General features: G+C 75.3%; 23 protein-coding genes and 1 pseudogene. 11 read left to right on the forward strand and 13 right to left on the reverse strand.

Annotated elements, in window-relative coordinates:
* The first annotated feature begins 25 nt into the window (after nucleotides 1-25).
* The 3 genes from ABD981_RS04355 to ABD981_RS04365 all read left to right on the forward strand — a co-directional run bounded on the left by ABD981_RS04355 (nucleotide 26) and on the right by ABD981_RS04365 (nucleotide 3,413).
* The gene (locus ABD981_RS04355) at nucleotides 26-1,507 is read left to right on the forward strand and encodes an alpha/beta hydrolase (RefSeq protein WP_046912491.1); all 1,482 of its coding nucleotides are present in this window, start codon (nucleotides 26-28) and stop codon (nucleotides 1,505-1,507) included.
* 199 nt (nucleotides 1,508-1,706) lie between these two features.
* The gene (locus ABD981_RS04360) at nucleotides 1,707-2,906 is read left to right on the forward strand and encodes an MFS transporter (RefSeq protein WP_046912492.1); all 1,200 of its coding nucleotides are present in this window, start codon (nucleotides 1,707-1,709) and stop codon (nucleotides 2,904-2,906) included.
* Nucleotides 2,907-3,002: 96 nt separating this feature from the next.
* Nucleotides 3,003-3,413, forward strand: a complete 411-nt coding sequence (locus ABD981_RS04365) for a GlcG/HbpS family heme-binding protein (RefSeq protein ID WP_046912433.1) — start codon at nucleotides 3,003-3,005, stop codon at nucleotides 3,411-3,413.
* Nucleotides 3,414-3,565: 152 nt separating this feature from the next.
* Here ABD981_RS04365 and ABD981_RS04370 read toward each other — a convergent pair whose 3' ends face one another.
* Both ABD981_RS04370 and ABD981_RS04375 read right to left on the reverse strand, forming a co-directional pair.
* Entirely contained in the window at nucleotides 3,566-4,732 is a 1,167-nt protein-coding gene (locus tag ABD981_RS04370) for an alpha-hydroxy-acid oxidizing protein (RefSeq protein WP_046912432.1), read from the reverse strand.
* Nucleotides 4,733-4,838: 106 nt separating this feature from the next.
* Nucleotides 4,839-5,423 carry a type 2Aa cytolytic delta-endotoxin gene (locus ABD981_RS04375; protein ID WP_046912431.1) on the reverse strand — a complete coding sequence of 195 codons (585 nt, stop codon included), beginning with the start codon at nucleotides 5,421-5,423 and terminating at the stop codon, nucleotides 4,839-4,841.
* 96 nt (nucleotides 5,424-5,519) lie between these two features.
* Here ABD981_RS04375 and ABD981_RS04380 point away from each other — a divergent pair, with 96 nt between their 5' ends.
* The 6 genes and pseudogenes from ABD981_RS04380 (at nucleotide 5,520) to ABD981_RS04405 (ending at nucleotide 11,642) form a co-directional block, all read left to right on the forward strand.
* Nucleotides 5,520-6,623, forward strand: a complete 1,104-nt coding sequence (locus ABD981_RS04380; protein ID WP_046912430.1) for a sulfite oxidase — start codon at nucleotides 5,520-5,522, stop codon at nucleotides 6,621-6,623.
* Between the two features lie 14 nt (nucleotides 6,624-6,637).
* On the forward strand, nucleotides 6,638-8,026 hold the full coding sequence (locus ABD981_RS04385; protein WP_046912429.1) for an MBL fold metallo-hydrolase: 1,389 nt from the start codon (nucleotides 6,638-6,640) through the stop codon (nucleotides 8,024-8,026).
* Between the two features lie 91 nt (nucleotides 8,027-8,117).
* Nucleotides 8,118-9,288, forward strand: a pseudogene (locus ABD981_RS04390) (YncE family protein).
* Between the two features lie 65 nt (nucleotides 9,289-9,353).
* Nucleotides 9,354-9,848: a nucleotide triphosphate diphosphatase NUDT15 gene (locus ABD981_RS04395; protein WP_046912428.1), complete on the forward strand. Its 495-nt coding sequence runs from the start codon at nucleotides 9,354-9,356 to the stop codon at nucleotides 9,846-9,848.
* A gap of 31 nt (nucleotides 9,849-9,879) precedes the next feature.
* Nucleotides 9,880-10,734, forward strand: coding sequence for a DUF6585 family protein (locus tag ABD981_RS04400; RefSeq protein ID WP_345527979.1), 855 nt, complete (start codon nucleotides 9,880-9,882; stop codon nucleotides 10,732-10,734).
* 110 nt (nucleotides 10,735-10,844) lie between these two features.
* Nucleotides 10,845-11,642, forward strand: a complete 798-nt coding sequence (locus ABD981_RS04405) for a VOC family protein (RefSeq protein ID WP_345527981.1) — start codon at nucleotides 10,845-10,847, stop codon at nucleotides 11,640-11,642.
* A gap of 75 nt (nucleotides 11,643-11,717) precedes the next feature.
* On the opposite strand, the gene ABD981_RS04410 is transcribed toward ABD981_RS04405, so the two are convergent.
* The 11 genes from ABD981_RS04410 to ABD981_RS04460 all read right to left on the reverse strand — a co-directional run bounded on the left by ABD981_RS04410 (nucleotide 11,718) and on the right by ABD981_RS04460 (nucleotide 23,085).
* Nucleotides 11,718-13,310, reverse strand: coding sequence for a hypothetical protein (locus ABD981_RS04410; protein WP_046910273.1), 1,593 nt, complete (start codon nucleotides 13,308-13,310; stop codon nucleotides 11,718-11,720).
* A gap of 132 nt (nucleotides 13,311-13,442) precedes the next feature.
* Nucleotides 13,443-13,637 carry a hypothetical protein gene (locus tag ABD981_RS04415; RefSeq protein ID WP_046910272.1) on the reverse strand — a complete coding sequence of 65 codons (195 nt, stop codon included), beginning with the start codon at nucleotides 13,635-13,637 and terminating at the stop codon, nucleotides 13,443-13,445.
* Nucleotides 13,638-13,749: 112 nt separating this feature from the next.
* The gene (locus ABD981_RS04420; protein WP_046910271.1) at nucleotides 13,750-14,457 is read right to left on the reverse strand and encodes an ABC transporter ATP-binding protein; all 708 of its coding nucleotides are present in this window, start codon (nucleotides 14,455-14,457) and stop codon (nucleotides 13,750-13,752) included.
* Nucleotides 14,450-15,349, reverse strand: a complete 900-nt coding sequence (locus ABD981_RS04425; RefSeq protein ID WP_046910292.1) for an ABC transporter ATP-binding protein — start codon at nucleotides 15,347-15,349, stop codon at nucleotides 14,450-14,452. The genes ABD981_RS04420 and ABD981_RS04425 overlap by 8 nt, the downstream gene beginning before the upstream one ends.
* 137 nt (nucleotides 15,350-15,486) lie before the next feature.
* Nucleotides 15,487-16,389 carry an ABC transporter permease gene (locus ABD981_RS04430; protein WP_123954917.1) on the reverse strand — a complete coding sequence of 301 codons (903 nt, stop codon included), beginning with the start codon at nucleotides 16,387-16,389 and terminating at the stop codon, nucleotides 15,487-15,489.
* Nucleotides 16,382-17,374 carry an ABC transporter permease gene (locus tag ABD981_RS04435; RefSeq protein ID WP_046910270.1) on the reverse strand — a complete coding sequence of 331 codons (993 nt, stop codon included), beginning with the start codon at nucleotides 17,372-17,374 and terminating at the stop codon, nucleotides 16,382-16,384. Before ABD981_RS04435 ends, ABD981_RS04430 begins: the two co-directional genes overlap by 8 nt.
* Nucleotides 17,371-18,981: an ABC transporter substrate-binding protein gene (locus ABD981_RS04440; protein WP_046910290.1), complete on the reverse strand. Its 1,611-nt coding sequence runs from the start codon at nucleotides 18,979-18,981 to the stop codon at nucleotides 17,371-17,373. Before ABD981_RS04440 ends, ABD981_RS04435 begins: the two co-directional genes overlap by 4 nt.
* Nucleotides 18,982-19,078: 97 nt before the next feature.
* Nucleotides 19,079-20,191, reverse strand: coding sequence for an acyl-CoA dehydrogenase family protein (locus ABD981_RS04445; RefSeq protein ID WP_046910269.1), 1,113 nt, complete (start codon nucleotides 20,189-20,191; stop codon nucleotides 19,079-19,081).
* Nucleotides 20,188-21,381 carry an acyl-CoA dehydrogenase family protein gene (locus tag ABD981_RS04450; protein WP_046910268.1) on the reverse strand — a complete coding sequence of 398 codons (1,194 nt, stop codon included), beginning with the start codon at nucleotides 21,379-21,381 and terminating at the stop codon, nucleotides 20,188-20,190. The genes ABD981_RS04445 and ABD981_RS04450 overlap by 4 nt, the downstream gene beginning before the upstream one ends.
* A complete protein-coding gene (locus tag ABD981_RS04455; protein WP_046910267.1) occupies nucleotides 21,378-22,346 on the reverse strand; it encodes an NADPH:quinone oxidoreductase family protein in 969 nt (322 codons plus the stop codon). The genes ABD981_RS04450 and ABD981_RS04455 overlap by 4 nt, the downstream gene beginning before the upstream one ends.
* 148 nt (nucleotides 22,347-22,494) lie before the next feature.
* A complete protein-coding gene (locus ABD981_RS04460) occupies nucleotides 22,495-23,085 on the reverse strand; it encodes a helix-turn-helix domain-containing protein (RefSeq protein ID WP_046910266.1) in 591 nt (196 codons plus the stop codon).
* Between the two features lie 64 nt (nucleotides 23,086-23,149).
* Here ABD981_RS04460 and ABD981_RS04465 point away from each other — a divergent pair, with 64 nt between their 5' ends.
* Both ABD981_RS04465 and ABD981_RS04470 read left to right on the forward strand, forming a co-directional pair.
* Nucleotides 23,150-24,103 (forward strand): NAD(P)/FAD-dependent oxidoreductase, encoded by a 954-nt coding sequence (locus ABD981_RS04465; protein ID WP_046910265.1) that lies wholly within the window; start codon nucleotides 23,150-23,152, stop codon nucleotides 24,101-24,103.
* 41 nt (nucleotides 24,104-24,144) lie between these two features.
* Complete coding sequence (locus ABD981_RS04470; protein WP_240495381.1) at nucleotides 24,145-25,128, forward strand: SDR family oxidoreductase; 984 nt, start codon at nucleotides 24,145-24,147, stop codon at nucleotides 25,126-25,128.
* Nucleotides 25,129-25,236: the final 108 nt, after the last annotated feature.

Here is a 25,236-nt window from a genome sequence, read left to right on the forward strand (position 1 = left end):
GGCGGGAACGCGAGGAGACGAGACGATGACCGCTTTCGTGTTGGTGTCGGGCCCCTTCACCGGGGGCTGGGTGTGGCGGGAGGTCGCCGGGCGGCTGCGGGCGGCGGGGGCCGAGGCCCTTCCGCTGTCCTTGACGGGGATGGGGGACGGCCCCGCCGGGGGGCCGGAGACGGACCTGGAGACGCATGTCGCGGACGTGGTGCGGGCGGTCGACGCCTGTGGCGCGGCCGAGGTGGTGCTCGTCGGGCACGACTACGGCATCCATCCGGTGCTCGGCGCCGCCGACCGGCGGCCGGGGCGGGTGGCGCGGGTGGTGTACCTGGACTCCGGGATGCCGGGGGACGGGGACGCGGCGCTCGCCCTCGCGCCCGAGGGGACCGTGGCGCGGGACGGGTTCGTGGCGCCGCCGTCGGGCGAGGGGTGGGCGCGGTGGGGCAGCCTGGACGGGATTCCGGCGGAGGCCCTGGACCGGCTGGACCGGCTCGCCGTGCCGCAGCCGGAGCGGACGCTGACCCAGCCGCTGCGGCTGGCCGGCGCTCCCTTCGACCGGCCGACGACCGGGGTGCTGTGCACGGCGAACGGCTCCGGGATCGCGATGGTCGAGATGCTGGTGGCCTCGGGGCCGCCGGCGTTCCGGGTGCTGGCCGATCCGAGGGTGGGCTTCCTCGAACTGGCCACCGGGCACTGGCCGATGCTCTCGGCCCCCGGCGACCTCGCCGAGGCGCTGCTGCGGGCGGCCGCGGACGAGGGGCACCGGGTGGAGGCGCCGGAGCACGAGGCCTGGCCCGCGCACGCGGGCGCCTTCCTCCTGGACGTCCCGGAGCGGCCGCGGGACCGCAGGGGCCGGGTCGACCTGCACCTGCCGGAGGCCGAGGGCCCGCGCCCGGCGGTGCTGTTCGTGCACGGCGGGCCGGTCCCGCCCGACCGGCGGCCCACGCCGAGGGACTCGCCGACCCTGCTCGGCTACGCCCGGTACGTGGCGGGCCTGGGCGCGGTCGGGGCGACCCTGGACCATCGCCTCCACGACCTGGCGGACTACCCGCGCGCGGCGGAGGACCTCGCCGAGGCGGTCGATCTGGTCCGTGCCGACCCGCGCGTGGACGGGGACCGGATCGCCCTGTGGTTCCTGTCGGCCGGCGGCCTCCTCTCGGCGGACTGGCTCGCGGCGCCGCCGCCCTGGCTCCGGGCCGTGGCCCTGAGCTACCCGGTCCTCGCGCCGCCGTCGACGTGGCGTGCGGTGCACCCGCGGTTCCGGCCGGTCGGGGCGGTGGCGGCGGCGAGCCCGCCGATCGTGCTCTCCCGGGCGGGCCTGGAGCACGAGGTGTTCGCGACGGCGGTGGAGGAGTTCCTGGTCGCCGCCGGGGAGGCGGGCGCCGAGCTCGACCTCGTCGAGGTGCCGCTCGCCCGCCACGGCTTCGAGACCCTGGACCACACGGAGGAGACCCGCGCGGCCGTGGCCCGCGCGACGCGTGCGGTGCTCGGGCGGCTGCTGCCGACGGCGGACTGAACCGGCGGCGAGCCGGCCGGCCGGTCCGGGGCGGGGCGGGGGCGGTGCGGGGGCGGGGCGGGGGTTCAGGTGCGCCGGTCGGTGAGCGGACCCCGTTCCTGATCGAAGCATGCAATGCGCGTTTGCACATATAGCGCGTCTGCAATTATTGTGGAGGCACGTAAACAGCTCACTCAAGCACGTACGGAAGGGTTGAGCCATGCCGCTCGCACTCCTCGCCCTGGCCATCGGGGCCTTCGGGATCGGCACCACCGAGTTCGTGATCATGGGCGTGCTGCCCCAGGTCGCCGGCGATTTCGGTGTCTCCATCCCCACCGCCGGCCTGCTGGTCACCGGTTACGCGCTCGGCGTGGTCATCGGCGCGCCGGTGCTGACCGTCCTGGGCAACAAGGTGAGCCGCAAGCGGATGCTCATGGTGCTGATGGGGCTCTTCGTGGTCGGCAACCTGGTCTCCGCGCTCGCCCCGAGCTTCGGGCTCATGCTGACCGGCCGGGTCATCGCCTCACTGGCGCACGGCTCGTTCTTCGGGATCGGCTCCGTCGTCGCGGCCGGGCTGGTCGCCCCGGACAAGAAGGCCGGCGCCATCGCCACCATGTTCACCGGCCTGACCGTCGCCAACATCGTCGGCGTACCGCTCGGCACCTTCATCGGGCAGGCCGCCGGCTGGCGCGTCACCTTCGCGATCGTCGCCGCCCTCGGCGTGGTAGGACTGCTCGGCATCGCCCGGCTCGTGCCCGCCATGCCCCGCCCCGAGGGCGCCCACCTGCGCCGGGAGCTCACCGCCTTCCGCAACCCGCAGGTGCTGCTCGCCATGGCGATGACCGTGCTCGGCTTCGGCGGCGTCTTCGCCGCGATCACCTACATCGCCCCGATGATGACCGAGGTCGCCGGCTACTCCGAGGGCGCGATCACCTGGCTGCTCGTCCTCTTCGGCGTCGGCATGTTCGCCGGCAACCTGATCGGCGGCCGGTACGCCGACCGCGCCCTGATGCCCCTGCTGTACGTCACCCTGGGCGGGCTCGCGACCGTCCTCGCCCTCTTCACCCTGATCGCCGGCGACAAGATCCTCGCCGCCGTCGCGATCACCCTGATCGGAGCCCTCGGCTTCGCCACCGTGCCGCCGCTGCAGAAGCGCGTCCTCGACCAGGCCCACGGCGCCCCGACCCTGGCCTCCGCCGTCAACATCGGCGCCTTCAACCTGGGCAACGCGCTCGCCGCCTGGCTCGGCGGCATCGTGATCGCCCGCGGCTTCGGCTACACCTCACCGAACTGGGTCGGCGCCGCCCTCGCCGCGGCCGCCCTCGGCCTCGCCTTCTGGTCCGCCGCGCTGGAGCGCCGCGCCCCGGCGGCGGCGCCCGCGGGTACCGAGACCGCCGCCCGCGTCGCCGTACACCACTGATCCCCCGCCCTCATCCCCTGTCCCCCTCTCCCCCCTCTCCCCCCTATCCCCCCTATCCCCCCTATCCCCCCTATCCACCGCAAGGAAAGCCCCACCATGAGCCTCACCCTCCACGACGCCGAGACCCTGATCACCGCCGCCCGCCGGGCCGCCGACACCGCCGGGGTCACGGTCAGCGTCACCGTCCTCGACGCCGGCGGCCACCTGCTCGCCTTCCGCCGTGACGACCGCGCCGTGCTGATCTCCGGCGAGACCAGCACCCGCAAGGCGTACACCGCGCTCCAGCTGAACGCGCCCACCGCCGACCTGGTCGACCTCGTCAAGCCCGACGGGCCGTTCCACTCGCTGCCCACCGCGCTCGACCGGCCGCTGCTCTTCATCGCCGGCGGCGTGCCCGTGCACCGCGAGGGACGGCTCGTCGGGGCCCTCGGCATCGGCGGCGGGGCCCCCGAGCAGGACCACTCCTTCGCGGTCGCGGCCCTCGCCGCGACGGACGGACTCGGCTGACCGGTCCCGGACCCCGGGCCGTACGGCCCGCCCCTCCGCATCAGGCGGAGGGGCGGGCCGTTTCCGTGTCCCGAAGGGCCCCGAAGGTCGGTCGACGAAGACCACGGGGGCGCTCCGGGCCCCTTCCCGCCCCCGGAGCCGCCCCCCGTCCGTCACACCCGTCGCAGTGCGCCGTCGGTGCGCAGGTCGGTGAGGGTGGGGTAGCCGTCGACGGCCATGATCAGGTCGGTTTCGGCGAGCAGGGAGCGCAGGACGTGGACGATGCCGTCGGTGCCGCCGAGGGCGGCGCCGTAGGCGTAGGGGCGGCCGATGCCGACGGCGGTGGCTCCGAGGGCGAGGGCCTTGATCACGTCGGCGCCGGTGCGGATGCCGGAGTCGAACAGGACGGGCAGGCCGTCGGCGGCGGCGACCACGTCCGGGAGGGCGTCGAGGGCGGGCAGTCCGCCGTCGGCCTGCCGGCCGCCGTGGTTGGAGCAGTAGACGCCGTCCACGCCGCCGTCCCGCGCGCGGCGCACGTCCTCGGGGTGGCACAGGCCCTTGAGGACGATCGGCAGGTCGGTCAGCGAGCGCAGCCAGGGAAGGTCGTCCCAGGTCAGGGGGTTGCCGAAGATGCCGGTCCATTCCAGGACGGCGGCCTGCGGATCCTCCTCCGGGGACTTGGCGAGGCGGGCGCGGAAGACGGGGTCGGAGGTGTAGTTGGCGAGGGCGTGGCCGCGCAGCTGGGGGAAGTTGCCGGTGGCGAGGTCGCGGGGGCGCCAGCCGGTGAGCCAGGTGTCGAGGGTGATCACGATGCCCCGGAAGCCGGCCGCCTCGGCCCGGTGCACCAGGCTCTCCGCCAGGGCCCGGTCGGTGGGGGTGTAGAGCTGGAAGAAGCCCGGGGTGTCGCCGAGTCCGGCGGCGACGTCCTCCAGCGGATCCACGCTCAGCGTGGAGGCGATCATCGGGACCCCCGTCCGGGCGGCGGCCCGGGCGGTCGCCAGATCGCCGTGCCCGTCCTGCGTGCACAGACCGATCACACCGACCGGCGCCATGAACAGCGGGGAGGGCAGCGTCGTCCCGAACAGGTCGACCGACAGGTCGCGCTGCGCGGCGCCGACCATCATCCGGGGCACCAGCCCCCACCTGCGGAAGGCCTCCGTGTTCGCCCGCTGCGTGTGCTCGTCACCCGCACCCCCGGCCACGTACGACCACACCGACGGCGGCAGCGCGGCCCGCGCCCGCTCCTCCAGCCCGGCGAAGGTCATCGGGAACGCGGGCAGGGTGCCGAAGAGCCCGGCCAGGTAGATCTCGTTCTGGTAGTCGCCGAACCGCTGGGTCATCGCGCGTCTCGTCCTTCCGCCGGTCTCCGCTGTGCGGCGAAACTACCGCCCGGTACCCGCGGAGGGCCATGGCCCGGGACGGCGGGCCGTGACGTGGCGCGGGAGGTCAGGCGGCGAGGGCCTGCGCGAGCTCCTGGCGCAGGACGATCGCGTTCAGGCGGATCGCGAACGGGACGGCGTCGGTCATCTCCAGGGCGCCGACGGCCGCCTTGTCGAGGCCGATGGTGACGTCGATGCAGAACGCGATGGCGTACATGTGACCGCCCGTCTCCTCGTCCTGGAGGGCGAAGAACAGGTCCCGGTAGTAGCGGGTGCGGTCGGCGCCCTCCTCGTAGTACGAGAGTCCCGGCAGGCCCTCCTGGGCGGCGAGGCCCGTGAAGGCCTCGACGAGTTCGCGCTCGACGGTGCCCCAGAAGGACGCCTGCGCCGACTCGGGCGGCAGGGCCTGGCGGACCGCCTCCTTGAGGGAGAGCACCATGACGAGGACGGGGGCGTGTTCCTGGAGCCCCCAGCCGCGGACCATCCGCACGATGCCGCTGTCGGGGATCGCCTCGGCGGCGGCGCGGATGTGGTCGAAGTCGTAGTTGACGGTGGCGGGGGCGATGGCCTCCTGGAAGGCGTGGCCGAGGGCCTGCGCCTGGGCGAGGTGGGCGGGGCCCACCTCGATGACCGTCTTGAAGCTGGCGGCCAAGAGTCCTCCTTAAACAATCTGTTGATCGAGGAGGGTCAGTATGACCCAGCGCACGGCGGGTGGCCCAGGAGGGTCCGGGCGTAGCCTGGAAGGACCATGTGCGCCTCCGTGATCCCGCGCGGGCCGGGTGCCACCGCCTGGGCACCGGAGACGGTGACCACCGCCCCGTACAACGCCCAGACGCCGTCGGCGGCCCTGACCGAAGCGGTCACCCCCGCCGAGGCCCTCTTCGTGCGCGGCCACTTCGGCGTGCCGCGCACGGCGCCCGCCGCGTGGCGGCTGCGGATCGACGGCGCGGTGCGCGGCCCGTTCGCGCTCGGGTACCCGGAGCTGCTCGCCCTGCCGCACACGGAGCTGGACATGGTCCTGGAGTGCGCGGGCAACGGCCGCGGCCTGATGACGCCCCGGCCGCCCGGACTGCCCTGGGGGCAAAGGGCGGTCGGCTGCGCGCGGTTCGCGGGTGTGCCGTTCCGGCTGCTCGCCGAGCGGGCCGGGGTCGACCCGGCGGTCGTCGAGTTCGTCTTCACCGGGGCCGACTCCGGCCCCGTCCACGGCCGCCGCACGCCCTTCGCCCGCAGCCTGCCGCTCCCCGTCGCCCTGCATCCGGACACCCTGCTCGCCACCCGCATGGACGGCGCGCCGCTCACCCCCGAACACGGCGCGCCGGTCCGGCTGGTGGTCCCCGGGCGGTACGCGGTGGCGGACGTCAAGTGGCTGGTCGGGGCGCGGGCGGTCACCGAACCCTTCACCGGGGTGTTCCAGACCGAGGAGTACGTGTACGTCGACGCGGACGGCACCGGCCGCGGGCCGGTGGCCGGGCTGCGGGTCAAGTCCCTGATCACGGCGCCCGAACCGGACGAGGACCTGCGGCGGGGCCGGGAGACGGTGGTGCGCGGCCGGGCCTGGTCGGGCGACGGGGTGCCGGTGCGGCGGGTCGAGGTGCGGACCGTGCACGAAGACGCCCCCGACGATCCGGAGGGACCTTCGGGGCGATGGCGGGACGCGGGGCTCGCCGAGCCCTCGGGCCCGTACGCCTGGACCGGCTGGTCCTGCCGGTGGACGCCGGACTCCCCCGGACGCTACCGGGTGTTCGCGCGGGCCACCGACGCGGCCGGCGCCGTCCAGCCGGAGCGGGCGGAGTGGAACGCCCGCGGCTACGGCTGCAATCCGGTGGCCTCGGTCGACGTCGTCGTGGTCTGAGGGCGGCGGGCACCGTGCACGAGATCGAGGTCCTGACCACGGCGTCGCTCGGCGACAGCAGCTACCTCCTGGTCAGCGGCGACGAGGCCGCCCTGGTGGACCCGCAGCGCGACAGCTGGGCGCTGACGGAGTCCTGCGCCGAGCGGGGGGTGCGCATCCGCTACGTCCTGGAGACCCATGTCCACAACGACTACGTCTCCGGCGCCCTGGAGGTGCGCGCGGCGACCGGCGCCACCGTGGCCGGCCCGGCCCGCGCCCCGTACGCCTTCGACCACCTCCCGCTCGCCGAGGACGACGAGCTCACGGTCGGCGACGTCACCGTGCGGGCGATGGAGACCCCCGGGCACACGGCCGAGCACACCGCGTACCTGGTCCTGGACGAGCCGGGGGCACCGCCGGCCGCCGTGTTCACCGGGGGCAGCCTGCTCGTCGGCGGCGCCGGCCGCACCGACCTGTCGGGCGCGGGCCGCACCGAGGAGCTGGCCCGCGCCCAGTTCCGCTCGCTGCGGCGGCTCGCGCTGCTGCCGGACGCGACCCGGGTGCTGCCGACCCACGGCGCGGGCAGCTCCTGCGCCGCGGGGCCCGTGCCGGGCGGCCCGGACCGTACGACGACGGTGGGGGCGGAGCGGCGGGGCAACCCGGCGCTCGGGCCGCCCGACGAGGAGCGGTACCTCGCCGAGCGGGCCACGGGCCTGCCGCCGTACCCCGCGTACTACCGGCACATGGCGCCGATCAACCGCTCCGGGCCCGCCGTCCTCGGCGGGCCGCCGGTGCCCCGCCCGCTCTCCCCGGCGATGGTCGCCGGGCTGACCGGGGAGGGCGCGCAGGTCCTCGACGCCCGCGACCGCCTGGCCTTCGCGGCGGGACACCTGCCGGGTGCGCTCTGCGAGGAGCTGGACGAGCGCTTCGCGCGCCTGGTCGCCGAGGTCGTACCGTTCGGGACGCGGCTGGTACTGGTCCTGCCGGGCCCCTCCGCCGGGGGCGCGGCGGCCGAGGAGGCCGTGGTCCAGCTGCTGCGGATCGGGTACGAGAACGTGGCCGGCGTCCTCGCGGGCGGCGTCGACGCGTGGCGGGCCGCGGGCCGGGCGGTGCGCTCCTTCCCCACGGCGGACGCGTCCGAGCTGGCCGCACGGCTCGGCGGGGTGCGGGTGCTGGACGTGCGGCCGGAGCGCCCCGAGGGCGGGATCCCGGGCACGCTCCACGTCCCGCTGCCCGAACTCCCCCGCCGGGTCGCGGAGTTGCCGCGCGACCGGGAGATCTGGACGGTGTGCGGCAGCGGCCGGCTGGCCACGATCGCGGCGAGCCTGCTGGACCGGGCGGGCCTGGCGGTGCGAGCGGTGACCAGCGGCGGGGTGCGGGACCTTCGGCCGTCCCGGCGACCCCCGGGTCAGCCGATCGGCTGACCCGAGGGGCCCCGGGGTGGCCGGAGCATGGGACACGGGCTGCCCCTCCGCCCCGCCGGCCCCGCCCCGTCTCGCCCCAGGAGTCCCGCCGATGAACCGTCACCGCGCCCTCGCCGGGCTGGCCGCCGCCGTCGCCCTGCTGGCGGGCTGCGCCCAGGGCGGCGAGCGGGCCGCCGCCGGGCCCGCCACGGCGTCGCCGTCCCCCGGTGCCGCCTCCCCTTCCGCCCCCTCCCCTTCCGTCCCCTCCCCGTCGGCCCCCTCCCCGTCGGCCGCGTCCCCGGGGGCGCCCGCCCCGGCCGGCACGCTGCTCGTCGCCGACTTCGGCGCGGACACGGTCACCTTCGTCGACCCGGCGCGCGGCCCGGTGGCCTCCGTGCGGGTGGGCACCGCGCCGTACGGGCTCGCGGTCGGCGCCGACGGCCGGGCCTGGGTCGCGACCGCCGAGGGCGTGGCCGTCGTGGACACGGCCGCCCGGACCCGCCTCGCCCTCGTCCCGTACCGGACGGCGACCGGTCCCGTCACCACCGGCGAGTACCGGGGCGGCGGCATGGGGATCGCGCTGTCGCCCGACGGACGCCGGGCGTACGTGGGCGTCAACGTGCCCGGCGGGAACGGCACCCTGGAGGTGATCGACACGGCAGCCCTGGAGGTCACGGACGCCGTGCCGGTCGGGCGGCGCCCCTTCGACGTGGACGTGGCGCGCGACGGCTCGGAGGTCTACGCCACGGACCACGACTCCTTCGACGTGACCGCGGTCCGCGCCGACACCCTGCGCGCGCCGGATCGAGGTGGCCCCGTACGGGACGGAGGGCGGGCTCGGCTCCTGGCTGAAGCCGCACTACGCGGCCGTGCGTCCCTCGGACGGGCGGCTGCTGCTGCCCTTCGAGGGCGAGCGGCTCGTCGTCCTGGACCCGCGGACCGGTCGCTCCACGGTCGAGCCGATGACGGCGGACACGCATCAGCACGGCGTCGCGGTCACCCCCGACGGCACCCTCCTCGTGGTCGGCACCGGTCCCATCGACCCGTCCGCCGACCGGGGCCCGTCCCTGACCGTCCGCGCGCCGGACGGCCGCGAGCGCGTCGTCCCGCTGGACGGCCCGCACGAGGACGTCGCCGTCTCGGCGGACGGCCGTACCGCCTACGTCACGGGCGGCTTCACCCGGGACGGCTTCTGGGACGGCCTGACGGTCGTCGACCTCGCCGACGGCTCGACCCGCCGGCTGGCGGCCGGCGCGCGCCCCCTGGGGATCGCGGTGCTCTGAGCACCGGCTGTCGGCGCCATGGTGTTGGCTGGCAGGCGCAACGAGTCCCGGCCCGAGGAGCGTCCATGACCGCCGCCCACCGCAACACCCAGCCGCCGCCCGCGCAGGCCTCCCTCGGCGCGGGGGTGGTCGTCACCGACGCCGCCGGGCGGGTGCTGCTCGGCCTGCACCGCTCCGGCGTCTGGGAGCTCCCCGGCGGCAAGGTCGACCCGGGCGAGTCGATCGAGCGGGCGGCGGTGCGCGAACTGGCCGAGGAGACCACGCTCGTGGCCGTCGAGGCCGACGCCCGGGTCATCGGGCTCGTCCTGGACACCCAGACCTCGGCGGCGCTGACCCGGATGACCGCCGCGACGGTGGTCCGCGCCCACAGCGGCAGCCCGGCCGTCGCCGAACCCGACAAGATCGAGCGCTGGGAGTGGACCGCGCTCGACCGGCTGCCCGCGGCCCTGTTCCTCCCCTCGGCCCAGGTGCTGAAGCTGTGGCGCCCCGAACTCCCCATTCCGGACGGCCCGTTCCACCGCTACGCCGTCGAGCGTCTGGCACCTCCGGGACGCCCCTGACATCATTCGGTGAGGGGGAGGGGGGTGCTCCGTGGGGACGGGCGACCGGGTGACGGTGCCACCGCCGGGCGAGGAGGCCACGCGGACCGCGCGCGAGGCCGGGCTCGGGGTGTATCTGCGGGGCTTCCGTGCGCACCACACCGAGGGCGAGCGGCGCCGGGGCGTGCCGCCCTCGGCGCTGCTGCTGCTCGGGGTGGCGGCCCTCTGGCTCCCGGTGCTGGCCACCCGGCTGGTCGGCACCTGGGCCGGGATCCTGCTGCTGGTGCCGCCGTTCGGCCTGCTCGGGCGGCTGGTGTGGCGCTACGGCAAGGTGCCCAGCGCCTCGCTGCGACCGGACGAGTACGTGTACCTGTACGAGCGGGGGCTGCTCTGTCCGGGCACCGACGGGGGCGCGCGGGCGGTGCCCTGGGGCGCGGTGACGGCGATGCACCAGGACGTCACCCGTACGTACGTCCACGGGGGGTACGCGGGGACGCGCTACGCGTACCGGCTGTCGACCGGCGGACGGCGGGCGGTGACCGTGGACGGCTTCATCAACGAGGAGACGGTGCCGAAGCCCACCGACTCGCAGATCCGCGAGCTGGCCCAGATCGTCCTGGACGAGACGGTGCGCCGGGCCCTGCCGACGGCGGTGTCGGCGCTGGAGGAGGGCGGGAGCGTGGCCTTCGGGGAGGTGGCGCTGGACGGGCGGGGCATCACGCTGCCGTCGGGGACGTCGCCGTGGGAGCGGGTGCGGCGCTGCGAGCTGCGCGGGGACGGGCTGGTCGTGGTGCGGACCGCCGGGGGCGGCCGGTGGGCGCGGGAGTCGCGGGAGATCCCCGACTTCCCGGTCTTCTGGGCCCTGGTCAAGGAGCTGGCGCCGACCGCCCGCGAACACCGTAGGTGACCGCTCTCCGCGAAGGGAGGCGCATCACTCACCGTGCGTCACCATGCGGGGCGCGGCGGAGGTGGTTAGCGTGGCCGTAGACACGTCATCGATCGGAAGAGAGTCCCGTCATGGCCTCACGCACGGAAGGCACGCCGGTCTGGACCGACGCGATGTTCACGGACATCGAGGGGGCGAAGTCGTTCTACGGCGACGTGCTCGGCTGGACCTTCGGCGAGTCCGCCTCGGAGTACGGGAACTACACCCAGGCCTACAAGGACGGCAAGGCGGTCGCGGCGGTCGTCCCGCCGATGCCCGGGCAGGACGGTGAGCAGCAGTCGGCCTGGTGTCTGTACTTCGCCTCGCCCGACGTCGAGATCACCGCGGAGAAGATCAAGGCCGCGGGCGGCACGCTGCTGATGGAGCCGATGAGGGTGGGCGACTTCGGTTCGATGTGTCTGGCGCAGGACCCGACGGGCGTGGTGTTCGGCGTCTGGCAGGCGGGCGCGCACGAGGGCTTCGAGGTGGAGGGCGAGTCCGGCAGCTACGCGTGGGCGGAGGTCTTCACCCGCGAGCCGGCCAAGGCCGACGACTTCTTCACCGCGGTCTTCGACTACAGCTCGAAGAAGATCAAGGACGAGCACATGGACTACCGGGTCTTCGACCTCGGTGCCGATCCCGTCCTGGGCCGGATGGCGATGACCGCGGAGGACTTCCCGGCCGAGATCCCCGCGTACATCCAGGTCTACTTCGCCGTCGACAACTGCGACAAGGCCGTCGAGTACGCCGAGCGGGCCGGCGGCCGGAAGGTGTTCGGGCCGATGGACAGCCCCTTCGGGCGGTTCGCGGCGATCGTGGACCCGCAGGGCGCGGCGTTCGCGGTGATCGACGCGAGGACGACGGTCGGCGAGATGCCCGAGATGGAGTGAGCCCCCCCACGGGACGCTGGTGCCCGGGACCCCGTCGGGGGGTCCCGGGCACGCGTGCTTCCGCCCGGAGGGCGGTCAGGCGCCGTCGCGGACGGCGACGATGCCGTTGAAGACGCCCACGTACGCGGTGCCGTCGGGACCGAGGGTGATCGGCGCCCAGTTGTTGTCGTAGGCGGGGCCGGTGCCGGTCAGCCGGGACCAGGAGCGCTTGCCGGTGCGGAAGTCGACGGCCGTCAGGTACCAGGCGTCGATGCCGAGCGGGTTGGGCCGCTTCTCGTAGAAGTAGAGCAGGCCGTTGGCGGTGGAGAGCTTGGGCACGGTGGAGGGCGAGCGGACGTCGCTCTCCCACACGGTGTCGCAGCCGCTGCCGTCGGCGCGGACGTCGACGCGGGTGGCGCCGCCGACGACGCTGCGGCCGAAGGTCAGCGTGGTGGGGTTCTCGTAGCCGTAGTTGTTCTCGACGACGAGGCTGTTGCCCCAGCTGATGAGCGAGTTGTCGGTGGTGGAGGCGCCGGAGCCGAAGACCGGGACCTTGCAGACGAGGCGGTCGGCCTCGGCCACGTCGGTGCCGCGCCGGTAGACCAGGACGTTCATCCGGTCGTCGGCGTTGTCGGTGATGGCGACGTACCGCGCGCCGTTCTGGCCGAAGAGGTCGGGGGTGGTGCCCGAGCCCTGGTTCACGGAGCCGGGCTTGGTGCCGGTGCCCCGGTCGTAGGTCTGGCGCCACTGGACGCGCGGGGTGCCGTCGGCGTCGGCGCGGAAGCTGTAGAGCGCGTGGTCGGTGACGATGGAGACGCCGTCCTCGGCGACGGAGAAGGAGTTCTGGATCTCCTCGCCGTCGAGCCGGATCGCGCGCAGGGCGCCGGTGGCGGGGTCGACGGTGCCGACCCGGCCGAGCCGGGTCACCCACCAGATGCGCCCGTCCCAGTCGGGCATCACGGAGGTGACGGGGTCGCAGACGCCGCTGGGGAAGAGGTTGGTCCAGCTGACGCAGTCGTGCGGGACGAGCGGGGTCAGGTCCCAGTCGTCCTCGACGACGAACTCCCATGCCCCGTCGCCCTTCTGACGGTGCGCGAGGCGCAGGACGTGCTGCCGCGAGTCGGCCAGGACGACCCGGTCGCGGTCGTCGAGGTAGAAGTAGGCGCCGCCGGAGGTGTCCTTGAAGATCTTCTCGAAGTCGAGGCGGGTGATGGCCTCGACGGTGGAGGAGCGCTGCGGCAGCTGGTACTCGGCGAGGGTGTCGAGGGTGCGCGGGTCGAGCAGTTTGAGCAGGAAGCCGTTGAAGGTGCCGCAGACGGTGACGAGCCGGCCGCCGGCGTCGAACGTGACGGTGGCGCACTCGCCGCCCAGGGCGGCGATCTTCTCGCTGGCGACCTTGGGGTCGCGGCCGAGCGGCCCGGGGAAGGGGTGGGTGCCGCTGCCGGCCGCGTCGGCGTGCATGCCGCTGCGGCCGTTGGGGGCGAGGTACGGGTGCTGGGGCGGCGCCTCGGCGGGGACCGGCCGGGCGGTGGCGGGCGCCCCCTCGTAGGAGGCGACGAGCCGGTGCCCGGGGGCGAGCGGTATCTCGTCGGCGAGGGCGACGGGTGTGGCGAGGGCGAGCGCGGTCGCGCTCACGGCGGCGATCAGCGCGAGTGCGCGGGCTCGCCGACCGGGGGGTCGGGTGGTCAATGCGGCTCCTCGGGTGCGTGCGTACGAAGGTCGCGCCGCGGTGACGCTAGGCCCGAGTGCTTGAGATGTACATGGAAAAGCGGGCCGTTTCACGCGCACTTCACGATCATGAAACGTTCCGCCGGGCGCCGGTCAGGGCCGCAGGCTGGAGACCACGTCGGCGGTGGCGGCGACCCCGTTCTGGATGCTGGGCGCCATGCTCGTGCTCGCCAGGAAGAAGCCGAGCAGCGCGCAGACCAGCGCGTGGGAGAACTTCAGACCTCCCGTGCGCAGGAAGATCACGGCCAGGATCAGCAGCAGCAGCAGTACGGAAACGGAAACGGCCATCGCGCAAACCTCCTCGCGCCGCACCGGAATTGCGGCGTTCGGCGGACAGTGTGGCGGACCGGACGATCCGGACGGCGGTATGGCGGCGCGCCCATCCGGGTGACGTTCCGGATCAGACCGTTCCCCACCGCGGCACCGGACCGTTCCCCGGCTCCGGGGTTCCGCCCCCCAGGCAGTCGGGCCACTCCACCGTGCGGTCGCACCAGCGCTCCAGGAGCACCCGGTCGTGGCCGACGGCGAGCAGCCCCGCGCCGGTCTCCGCCCGGTAGGCCTCCACCGCGCCGACCAGGGCCGCGGTCGTCGAGGCGTCGAGCATCGCGGTCATCTCGTCGCAGACCAGCCAGCGGGGCCGCAGCACCAGGGCGCGGGCCAGGCAGGCGCGCTGCAGCTGCCCGTCGCTGACCTCGTGCGGACGGCGGCCCAGCAGGTCGCCGGTGAGCCCGACGACGGGGGCGAGGGCGGCGAGGCGTTCGGGGACGAGGGAGCGCCGGCCGGTGGCGCGCAGCGGCTCGGCGATCAGGTCGGCGAGCCGCAGCCGCGGGTCGGCGGCGAGCCGGGGCTGCTGGAAGACCACCCCGATCGAGGTGCGCAGCGCGCGCGGGGCGCGGTGACGCCAGGCCCGTACCTCGGTGCCGTCGACGCGGACCCGGCCCTCGTCGGGGCGGTGCAGCAGGGCGGCGACCCGGGCCAGGGTGGACTTGCCGCAGCCGCTGGGGCCGAGCAGCCCGACCGCCTCGCCGGGGGCGACGGTCAGCGAGGCGTGCCGGAAGACCGGCGCGCGGCGCTCGTATCCGGCGGTGACGTCGTGGAGTTCAAGCATCCCGGGCTCCCCACGGGTGGTGGCAGGCGGTGGAGGCGACGAGGTCCGGCCGGACCGCGCAGGCCTCGGTGGCGCGGGCGCAGCGCGGGGCGAAGGCGCAGCCCTCCGGCAGGTCCGACAGTTCCGGCGGCAGCCCGGGGACCGGGGTGAACGCCCGCTCCGGGAGGGCGTCGAGCAGTCCCCGGGCGTAGGGGTGCCGGGGGCCGGGGCCGCCGAAGAAGCGGGCGGCGGGGGTGATCTCGACGATCCGCCCGGCGTACATGACGGCGACCCGGTCGGCGACCCGCTCGGCCGCCGCCAGGTCGTGGGTGATGAGCAGCAGGGCCTTGCCCGCGTCGGCGTGGCGGCGCAGCTCGTCGGCGGTGCGGTCGACGAGTTCCCGGTCGAGTCCGGTGGTGGGTTCGTCGGCGAGCAGCAGGGGCGCGTCGCCGATGAGGGCGAGGGCGGTGGCCGCGCGCTGGGCGAGGCCGCCGGAGAGCTCGTGCGGGTAGCGGTCGAGGTGTCCGGCGGGGAACGCGGCCCGTTCGGCGGCGGCCTCGGCCGCGGCGCGCCGGCCGCCCCGCGGGGTGGCGGTGAGGGCCCGGACGGTCTCGGTGAGATGGGCCCGTACGGTGCGCACCGGGGTGAGGTGGGCGGCGGGGCTCTGCGGGACGAGGCCGACGCGCCGGCCGCGTACCGTGCGGGCGAGGGTGCGTTCGCCGGCGGCGAGCAGGTCGGTGCCGTCGAGGAGGGCGCTGCCCTCGGTCTCGGCGTTGCCGGGGAGGAGGCCCAGCAGGGCGGAGGCGAGGACGGACTTGCCGCAGCCGCTCTCGCCGACGAGGGCCAGGCACTCCCCCGCCGCCAGGTCGAAGTCGGCGTCGGTGACGGCGGCGACGCTCCGGCCGCCGCGCATGCGGAAGCGGACGGTCAGGCCCCGGACGCTCAGCACGGCGTCCTCGGCCCGCTCGGCGGTGACGGCGGCGAGGGCCCGCGCGAGTTGCGGGTTCACGCCCCCGGCCGGTGCGGCCCGTCCGGTCACGGCGTCCCCGGTCACAGTGTCAGCTCCGATCGGCGGCGCGGGTTGAGCCGGTCGCGCCAGATCCCGGCGAGTCCGGCGATGGCGAGGGTCGGCACGATGAGCAGGAGGCCGGGGAAGAGGGTCGGCCACCAGGCCCCGGCCAGCAGCGAGGAGCGCGCGGTCTGGACGAGGCCGCCGAGGCTGGCCTGGTGGCTGGGCAGGCCGAGGCCGAGGAAGGAGAGCGCCGACTCGTGCCACATGGCGTGCGGCACCATGAGGACGGCGGCGAGGCCGGCCTGCGGCAGGACGGCGGGCAGCAGGTGCCGCACGACGACCCGCCGGCGGGAGGCGCCGCCGGAGACCGCGGCGTCCACGAAGGGCCGCCCGCGCAGCGAGAGCACCTCGGAGCGGACGATCCGGGCGGTGGAGAGCCAGTGGGTGAGCGCCACGGACACGATCACCGGCCAGACCCCGGGCCGGAACATGGCCACGATGAAGATCCCCAGCAGCAGGTGGGGCACGGAGGAGAAGGCGTCGACGATCCGCATCACGAAGCGGTCGAACCGGCCGCCCAGCGCGCCCGCGACGGCGCCGACCGCCGTCCCGATGACGGTGGCGACCAGCGCGGCGACCAGGCCGACGAGGAGCGAGACGCGCAGCCCGTAGACGCAGCGCAGGAGCAGGTCCCGGCCGAGGTCGTCGGTGCCGAACGGGTGCTCCCAGGACGGCGGCAGCAGCTTGCTCCCGAGGTCGACGGCCTGTTCGTCGAGCCGGACGAGGGGCGGCACGAGCAGGACGGCGAGGACGACGGCGCCGGTGACGAGCGCGGAGCTCCACAGCCGGGCCCGCCGGGTGCGGTCGGCGGGGGCTCCCCCGCGCGTCCGCGCCCGGGGGGTGCCCCGGCTCTCGGGTTTCCTGAGCGTGGTGTCAGCCATCGAATCCCACCCGGGGGTCGGCCAGTCCGTAGAGCAGGTCGGAGAGGAGGTTGCCGAGCAGCACGGCGGCGGTGGCCAGCACGGTGAGCGCGGCGAGCAGCGGGAAGTCGACGGAGACGGCGGCCTGCACGGTGGCGGCGGCGATGCCGGGCCAGCTGAAGACGGTCTCCACCAGGAGGGCGCCGGTGATCAGTTCGGGGACCCGGGAGCCGATCAGGGTGAGCATGGGCAGCATGCCCGAGCGCAGGGCGTGGCCGGTGAGGACGGTCCGCTCGGAGAGGCCGCGGGCGCGGGCGCCGCGCACCGGGTCCTCCTCCAGCGCGTCGCCGACGCCCTGGCGTACGTACAGGAAGAACCAGGGCAGTTGGGAGACGCCGAGGACGAGGGCGGGCAGCACCAGGTGGGTGGCGACCTGGCCGGCGGTGACGGTGTCGCTTCCGGTGTCGGTGAGTCCGCCGGCGGGCAGCGCGCCGAGCCGGAGGGCGAAGAACCAGATGGCGAGCAGGCCGAGCCAGAAGGCCGGGGCGGCTTCCAGGGTGTACGCGGCGGAGCTCACGGCCCGGTCGAGCAGGCCGCCCCGGCGGCGGCCGGCGAGGACGCCGAGGGCGGTGCCGAGGGTGACGGCGACGAGGAAGGCGGTGGCGGCGAGCAGCACGGACCAGCCGAGGCGTTCGGCGATGACGTCGGCGACGGGCTGGCGCATGGTGCCGGACTCGCCGAGGTCGCCGGTGACGGCGCCGCCGAGCCAGTCCCACCAGCGGGTGAGCAGGGGCCGGTCGACGCCGAGGTTGGCGCGCAGCTGGTCCAGGTTCTCCTGGGAGGCGGTGAGTCCGGCGGTGCCGGCGTAGGCCTTGACGGGGTCGAAGGGGGAGGCCTCGGCGACGGCGAAGACCGCGAGGGTGACGCCGAGCAGGACCGGGACGGCGGCCAGGGCGCGCCGTCCCGTCATCCGGGCCATGGCCCCCCAGGGGAGGCGGCGGCTCACGGCTTCGGCTTCCAGCCCTCGACGTTCCACCAGGGGCCGGAGGCCAGGCCGTGGTCGTGCGGCTCGACCTGGGTGGTCAGGCCGCCGGCGGCGGTGTCCCAGCGGTCGTTCACGACGTAGAGGTGGTCGATGTGGGTGAGGAAGGTGTAACCGGGGTTCCGGACCAGTTCGCGCTGGACGGTGTCGTACGCGGCGCGGCGCTTCGCCGGGTCGTTCGTGCGGCGGCCGTCCTCCAGGGCCTTGTCGACGGCCTTGTTGTCGTACCAGGCCATGTTGTTGAAGCCGTCGCCGCCGAGGGAGGAGGTGAGCAGCAGGTACTGGTCGAAGTCGGGGTCGCCGGGCGAGCCGCCGCCGGCCAGGACGGCGTCGGTCTTCATCCGGGGCTCGATGACCTCCCAGGTGCCGGCCTGGGCCTTGATCTCGATGCCGGCCTTCTTGGCGTCGGAGGCGTAGGCGAGGGCGTGGTCCTGGCGGAGCTTGTCGCCGGAGAGGTACCAGAGCGGGAAGGAGGCGCGGACGCCGTTCCTGACCCGGACGCCGTCGGGGCCGGGCTTCCAGCCGGCCGCGTCGAGGATCTTCCCGGCGGCGGCGAGGTCGTGGCGGCGCTCGGTGCCCCGGGCGAACCAGGGGCTGTCGGTGGGGACGGGCCCGTAGGCGGGCTTTCCGGCGCCTTCGAGGATCTTGTCCACCATGGCCTGGCGGTCGACGGCGACGTCGAGGGCGCGGCGGACGGCGGTGTCGCCGGTGACCGCGTGGTGGGTGGGCAGGGTGACCGTGCGGTAGTCGTAGGTGGCGGCCGCGTAGGTCTTCTTGGCCTTGTCCTGCTTGAATCCGGCGGCGAGGGCGGGCGGCAGGATGGCGCCGTCGAGGTCGCCGGCGCGCAGCCGGGTGGCGCGGACGTCGTCGTCCTTGATGACCGCCATGGTGAACTTCTTCACCGCGGGCTCGCCGCCCCAGTAGGAGGGGTTGGCCTTGAAGGTGAGCTTCTCGCCCTTGGACCAGCCGGTGAGGAGGTACGGGCCGGTGCCGATCGGGCGGGTGGTGAAGGAGCCGGTGTTGACGTCCTGGCGGCCTGCGACGTGCTCGGGGGCGATGGCGAGGACGGTGCGCTGGGCGAAGGGCGCGTAGGGGTACTTGAGGGTGAAGACGACGCTGTCCTCACCGACGGCCCGGACGTCCTTGAGCGCGTCGAGCTCGGTGCGGGAGGCGTTGTTGGTCTTCGGATCGAGCACCGTGCGGTAGGTGAAGACGACGTCCTTCGCGGTGAAGGGCTGTCCGTCGCTGAACGTCACGCCCTTGCGGAGCCGGTACGTGTACGTGAGGCCGTCGGCGCTGATCCGCGGGAGCGCGGTGGCCAGGGCGGGCCGCAGCTTCATGTCGGCGTCGAGGGCGAGCAGCCCGTCGAAGATCTTGGAGTTGCCGTCCTTGCCGTAGCCGAGCAGGGGGCTGAGGGACTCGGGTTCGTAGGCGATGCCGACGACCGCCGCGTCCTTGCCGCCGGCGCCGGAGCCCGCGGCGCCGCCGGGGGTCGAGCAGGCCGCCGCGGTGAGGGCCAGGGTTCCGGCCAGCGTCGCGGCGGCCGCGCCGCGTATGGATCGGGCGGTCATGGTGTCCACACCCCTTTTGAAGATCAACTGTTGTTGCGAACAGCTTGCAATTAAACAACAGGTAAAGGGGTGCGGACAAAGGGGCCCTCAGCAGCGCCTACGCGGGGGCCGGGAGGTCCACCAGGGCCGCGACGGCGTCCTGGTGCCGGCCGGCCGAACCCAGGGCGATGGCATCGGACTTGGCCCGCTTCAACGCCAGGTGGGCCGGATGCTCCCAGGTCATCCCGATGCCGCCGTGCAGCTGGACGCACTCCTCCGCCGCGCGTACCGCCACCTTCGAGCAGTACGCCTGGGCGACGGCCACGGTGAGCGCGGCGTCGGCGGCGCCGGTCGCGAGGGCGTCCGCGGCGGCCCGGGCCACCGCCCGGGCGCCCACCAGTTCCAGCCAGAGCTGGGCCATCCGGTGCTTGAGCGCCTGGAAGGAGCCCACCGGCCGGTTGAACTGGTGCCGCTCGCGGGTGTGCCGCACGGTCTCCTCCAGACACCACTCGGCGAGCCCGAGCTGCTCGGAGGCGAGCAGTCCGGCGCCGGCGAGCAGCCCGCTCCGGACGGCCTCGCCCGCGGCGGCGGCGTCGGCCAGCCGGGTGCCGCCGGCGCCGCCCGCGTCCACGAGGGCGAGCGGCCGGGTGAGGTCCAGCGAGGACCGCGGGGTGAGCACGGCGTCCGCCGCGTCGACGGCGTACAGGCCGTCGGCGCGCGGGACCAGGAGGACGTCGGCCGCGACGGCGTCGGCGACGGCCGGGACGGGCTCGGCGGGATCCGCGGGCCCGTCGGGACCGGCCGGTGCGGTGCCCGCCGGGCGGCCGTCGGGGGCGGTCGAGAACGGGACGGCCAGCACCGCGACGCGCTCGCCGCCCGCCAGGGCGCCGAGCAGCTCCGCGACGGGTCCGGTCTCCGCGCCGAGCGCCAGCAGCGTGGCGGTCGCCACGACCGCGCTGGTCAGGTACGGGGCCGGGGTGACCGCCCGCCCGAGCTCCTCCAGGACCACGGCGGCCTCCCGGTGGCCCGCGCCCTGGCCGCCCAGCTTCTCGGGCACCAGCAGCCCGGCGGCACCGATGCCGCCCGCGAGCGCCTCCCAGAGCCCCGGCGGATAGGGGTCCGGGGTCTCGATCCGGCCGAGCACGGTCCGCGCGTCCGCCCGGTCGGCGAGCAGCGAGCGCACGGCGGCGCGCAGGTCGTCCTCGGTCTCCGAGTACAGCAGGTCGCTCATCGCGCGAGGTCCTTCCAGGCGACGTCCTTGTCGTTGCGGGGCTCGGCGGGCAGGCCGAGGACCCGCTCGGCGACGATGTTGAGCAGCACCTCGCTCGTGCCGCCCTCGATCGAGTTGCCCTTGGAGCGCAGGTAGCGGTAGCCCGCGTCACGCCCGGTGAAGTCGACGAGATCGGGCCGGACCATCGCCCAGTCCCCGTACAACAGGCCCTCGTCGCCGAGGAGTTCCACCTCCAGGCCGCTGATGGCCTGGTTGAGGCGGGCGAAGGACAGCTTCATGGCGCTGCCCTCGGGTCCCGGCCTGCCCGCGGCGAGCTGCTGGCGCAGCCGCTCGCCGGCGAGCCGGGCGACCTCGGCGTCCACCCACAGGTCGAGCAGCCGCCGGTGCAGCTCGTGGGTGCGCAGCTCGGGCCGGGCGCGCCAGGTCGCCGCGGCCTTGCCGATCATGCCGCCCTCGCGGGGCAGGCGGGCGCCGCCGATGGAGACCCGCTCGTTCATCAGGGTGGTCTGGGCGACCCGCCAGCCGTCGCCGGCCTCGCCGAGGCGGTGGGCGTCGGGGATGCGGACGCCGGTGAGGAAGACCTCGTTGAACTCGGCCTCGCCGGTGATCTGCCGCAGCGGCCGGACCTCGACGCCGGGGTCGGTCATGTCGCAGACGAAGTAGGTGATGCCGCGGTGTTTGGGCAGCTCCGGGTCGGTGCGGGCGATGAGGATGGCCCAGCGGGCCACATGGGCGCTGGAGGTCCACACCTTCTGCCCGTCGACCACCCACGCGTCCCCGTCGCGCACGGCGCGGGTGCCGAGCGCGGCGAGGTCGGAGCCGGCGCCGGGCTCGCTGAAGAGCTGGCACCAGACCTCCTCGCCGACCCAGAGCGGCTTCAGGAAGCGCTCCTTGACCTCCTCGGAGCCGTACGCGAGGAGGGTGGGGGCGGCCATGCCGAGGCCGATGCCGATCCGGCGCGGGTCGTTGTCGGGGGCTCCGGCGGCGGCGAGTTCGGCGTCGACGACGGCCTGGAGGGAGCGCGGGGCGTCGAGTCCGCCGAGCCCGACGGGGTAGTGCACCCAGGCGAGTCCGGCGTCGAAGCGGGCCCGCAGGAAGTCGGTGCGGCCGGTGGTGGCGGGCGGGTGCTCGGCGAGCAGCCGGCGGGTGCGCTCGACGAGTTCGCCGGCGCCGGGGGGCGTGTCCGTCATGCGCGGGCTCCCGCCGGGAGGACGACGAGCCGGCCGGTGGTGACGCCCTCGGAGACCCGCTGCACGGCGTCGGCCGCGCCGTCGAAGGGGACGCGCTCGCTGACGTACGGCTTGATCAGGCCCTTGGCGGCGAGCTCGGTGAGGGTCTCGTGGCAGCGCAGGACGGCGGCCGGGTCCTTGAGGTTGTAGAGGCCCCAGTGCAGGCCCAGGATGGCGTAGTTCTTGATCAGGGCGTGGTTGAGGGCGGGGGCGGGCACGGTGCCGCTGGCGAAGCCGACGACCACGATCCGGCCCTCGAAGGCGACCAGCTTGGCGGACTGCTGGTAGGCGGCGCCGCCGACGGGGTCGTAGATCACGTCGGCGCCGCGGCCTCCGGTGGCCTCCTTGACGGCGGCGACCACGTCCTCGGCGTGCCGGTCGACGACGGTGTCGCAGCCGAGCGCGCGGGCGGCGGCCGCCTTGTCGGCGCCGCCGACCACGCCGATGACGGTGGCGCCCGCGGCCTTGCCGAGCTGCACGGCGGCGCTGCCGACACCGCCCGCGGCGGCGTGCACCAGCAGGGTCTCGCCCTCCTGGAGGGCGGCCCGGCGGTGCAGCCCGAACCAGCCGGTCTGGTAGCCGATGTGGAGCGCGGCGGCCTCCGCGTCGTCCAGGGCCTCGGGGGCCGGCAGCAGGGCGGCGGCGTCGGCCACCGCGTACTCGGCGAGGCCGCCGTGCGGGAGGGCGGGGGTGGCGATGACCCGGCGCCCGTCCTCGGTCTCCGCGCAGATCTCCACGCCCGGCGTGAAGGGCAGCGGGGGCCGCACCTGGTACTGCCCCCGGCACAGCAGCGCGTCGGGGAAGTTGATGCCGGTGGCGCGGACCTTGAGCAGCACCTGCCCGTCCCCGGGCACCGGACGGTCGGTCTCGTCGCGCTGCATCACCTCGCCCGGTTCGCCGTTCTCGTGCACTCGCCATGCCTGCATCGGGGCCTCCAGCAGCCGTCGTCGGTCCTGCGCGGTTCTTCCGGGTGGTGTCGGCATACTAAGCGGTCGCTTGGGCTGGCGGAACCAGGCCGCGCCGGAAAGTGGCGCCGTCCGCCCGCAGGGCGGGACCTTCCGGGCGCGACCCGGCTCAGGACTTCTTGGGGCGCGCCCTCACGTGCATCCGCTCCCCCTGCGGCCCGAACAGGCTCAGGAACTCCACCGGCCGGTCACCGGCGGGCCCGAACCAGTGCGGCACCCGGGTGTCGAACTCGGCGGCCTCGCCGGAGCCGAGCACCACGTCGTGGTCGCCGAGCACCAGCCGCAGGCTGCCGGAGAGCACGTACAGCCACTCGTACCCCTCGTGCACCCGCGGCTCCCCCGCCTCGGCGCCGGGCTCCTGGACCACCTTGTACGCCTGGAGCCCGCCGGGCTGGCGGGTGAGCGGGTACATGGTCCGCCCGTGCCGGACGATCGGCTTCGCCCGGACCCGGGGGTCGCCGACCGGCGGGGCGCCGACGAGCTCGTCGAGCGGCACCTGATGGGCGCGGGCGATCGGCAGCAGGAGCTCCAGGCTGGGCTTGCGCTGCCCGGATTCCAGGCGGGAGAGGGTGCTCACGGAGATGCCGGTGGTGGCGGAGAGCTCCGCCAGGGTGGCCCCGCGCTCGCGCCGGATCCGGCGCAGCCGGGGGCCGACCTCGGTCAGCACGGCGTCGATGCGGTCGTCGTCTTCGGTGGTCATGCATCCATTGCAGAAACGGCAACTTCGTTTGTCAAGCGAGCACGGTCCGCGTGACCCTCGCGGCATGGACGAGAACGAGAACGAGACGTACGAGGTCGTGGTGGTCGGCGGCGGCGCGGCGGGGCTGAGCGCCGCCCTGGTCCTCGGCCGGGCCCGGCGCCGGACCCTGGTGGTCGACGCGGGCGAGCCCCGCAACGCGCCCGCCGCGCACATGCAGGGCTACCTCACCCGGGACGGGATGAGCCCGGCCGCCTTCCTGGAGGCGGGGCGGCGGGAGATCGCGGCGTACGGGGTGGAGCGCACCGAGGGCCAGGTGACCGCCGCGGTCCCGGACGGGGACGGGGGCTTCGCGCTCGCCCTGGCGGACGGGCGCCGGCTCCGGGCCCGCCGGCTGATCGTGACGACCGGGCTCGTGGACGAGCTGCCGGAGCTGGAGGGGCTGGCCGCGCGCTGGGGCCGGGACGTCATCCACTGCCCGTACTGCCACGGCTGGGAGGTCCGCGACCGGGCCTTCGGGGTGCTGGCGCACCCGGAACTCCCGGCACACCAGGCGCTGATGGTCTCGCAGTGGTCGGCCGACGTGACCCTCTTCCTGCACACGGCCGCCGCCCCCTCCGGGCAGGACGCCGCCCGGCTGGCGGCGGCCGGGGTGACGGTGGTGACCGGCGAGGTGGCGGGGCTGGTGGTCGAGGAGGACCGGCTGACGGGCGTACGGATGGCCGACGGGCGGACCGTGGCGCGCGAGGTGCTGTTCGTGGGCCCCCGGCCGGTACCCCGCGACGGGCTGCTCGCGGCGCTGGGCGCACCGACCCGGCAGACGCCGTTCGGCGACTTCACGGCCGTGGACGAGACCGGGCGCACCGGCGTGCCGGGCGTGTGGGCGGCGGGGAACGCGATCGGCGCGCACGAGCAGGTGGTGAACGCGGCGAGCGGCGGCTACCGGGCGGGCGCCGCGGTCAACGCGGACCTGCTCCTGACCGAGCTGGACCGGAGGGCGGAGGCCGGGTCCGCGGCCTGACGGGTCTTCAGTTCTCGGGCGGGGCGCGCTATCGATACGCCATGGAGGACATGACGCACGAGGGCCTCGCGGACACCCCGGGGCTGCCCGCCCCTCCCCCGCTCGGGGCGAGCGCGCTGCCGGCGGGCACGTTCGCGGGCCGGGCGGTCGTGGTGACCGGCGGGGGTTCCGGTCTCGGCAAGGCGATCGCCGCCGAGTTCGCCCGGCTCGGCGCCGACCTGGCGATCCTGGGCCGCACGGCCGGGCGGCTGGCGGCCGCCCGCGAGGAGCTGGCGGCGGTCGCCGGGACCCGGGTGGTGACCGGGGTGTGCGACATCCGGGACCCGGAGCGGATCGCCGGGGTGCTCGACGTCTGCGAGGCGGCGCTGGACGCCCGGCCGGAGGTCCTGGTGAACTGCGCGGCGGCCAACTTCCCGGTGCCGGCGGAGGAGCTGTCCCCCAACGGCTGGCGGGCGGTGGTGGACATCACGCTCTCCGGGACCTGGTTCACGACCCGGGAGTTCGCCCGGCGGCACCTGGCGGCGGGGACCCCCGGCTCGGTCGTCAACGTCGGCGCCTCCTACGCCTGGACGGGCGGGCCCGGGTACGCGCACTCGGCGGCGGCGAAGGCCGGGGTGAAGAACCTGACGGAGACGCTGGCGGTGGAGTGGGGGCCGTACGGGATCCAGGTCAACGGCCTGGTGCCGGGGCTCATGCCGCACGAGGAGATGGTGCCCGCCGTCCGGGCCAACCTCGACCGGGCCGGACGCCCCGACCTGCGGCAGCCCGCCCTGCGGGTGGGCCGGCCGCGCGAGCTGGGCTGGGCCGCGACCTTCCTGGCCTCCCCGTACGCCCGGTTCGTCAGCGGGCACACGCTGGTGGTCGACGGCGCCAACTGGCAGCGCAGGTCGCTGGTGAACGAGCCGGTGGTGCCGGTGCGCGCCCAGTTGGGGCGCGGGCGGTTCACGGACGGGGCGGGCGCCGGCACGGACGGGGCCGGCGGCACGGGCGGTACGGGCGGTACGGGCGGGGTGCGCGAGGACTGAAGCGCGTTGGGCCGTGCGGCGGAAACCGGGGTGGCAGCGCCGCGCGGGGCGGCAGCGGGGGCGAGGATCGGCCGGGGTGGCCGGAACCGCGCCACCCGCTCCGCCTCG

This window comes from Streptomyces showdoensis (genome assembly GCF_039535475.1).
In the GTDB taxonomy this organism is placed as follows: domain Bacteria; phylum Actinomycetota; class Actinomycetes; order Streptomycetales; family Streptomycetaceae; genus Streptomyces; species Streptomyces showdoensis.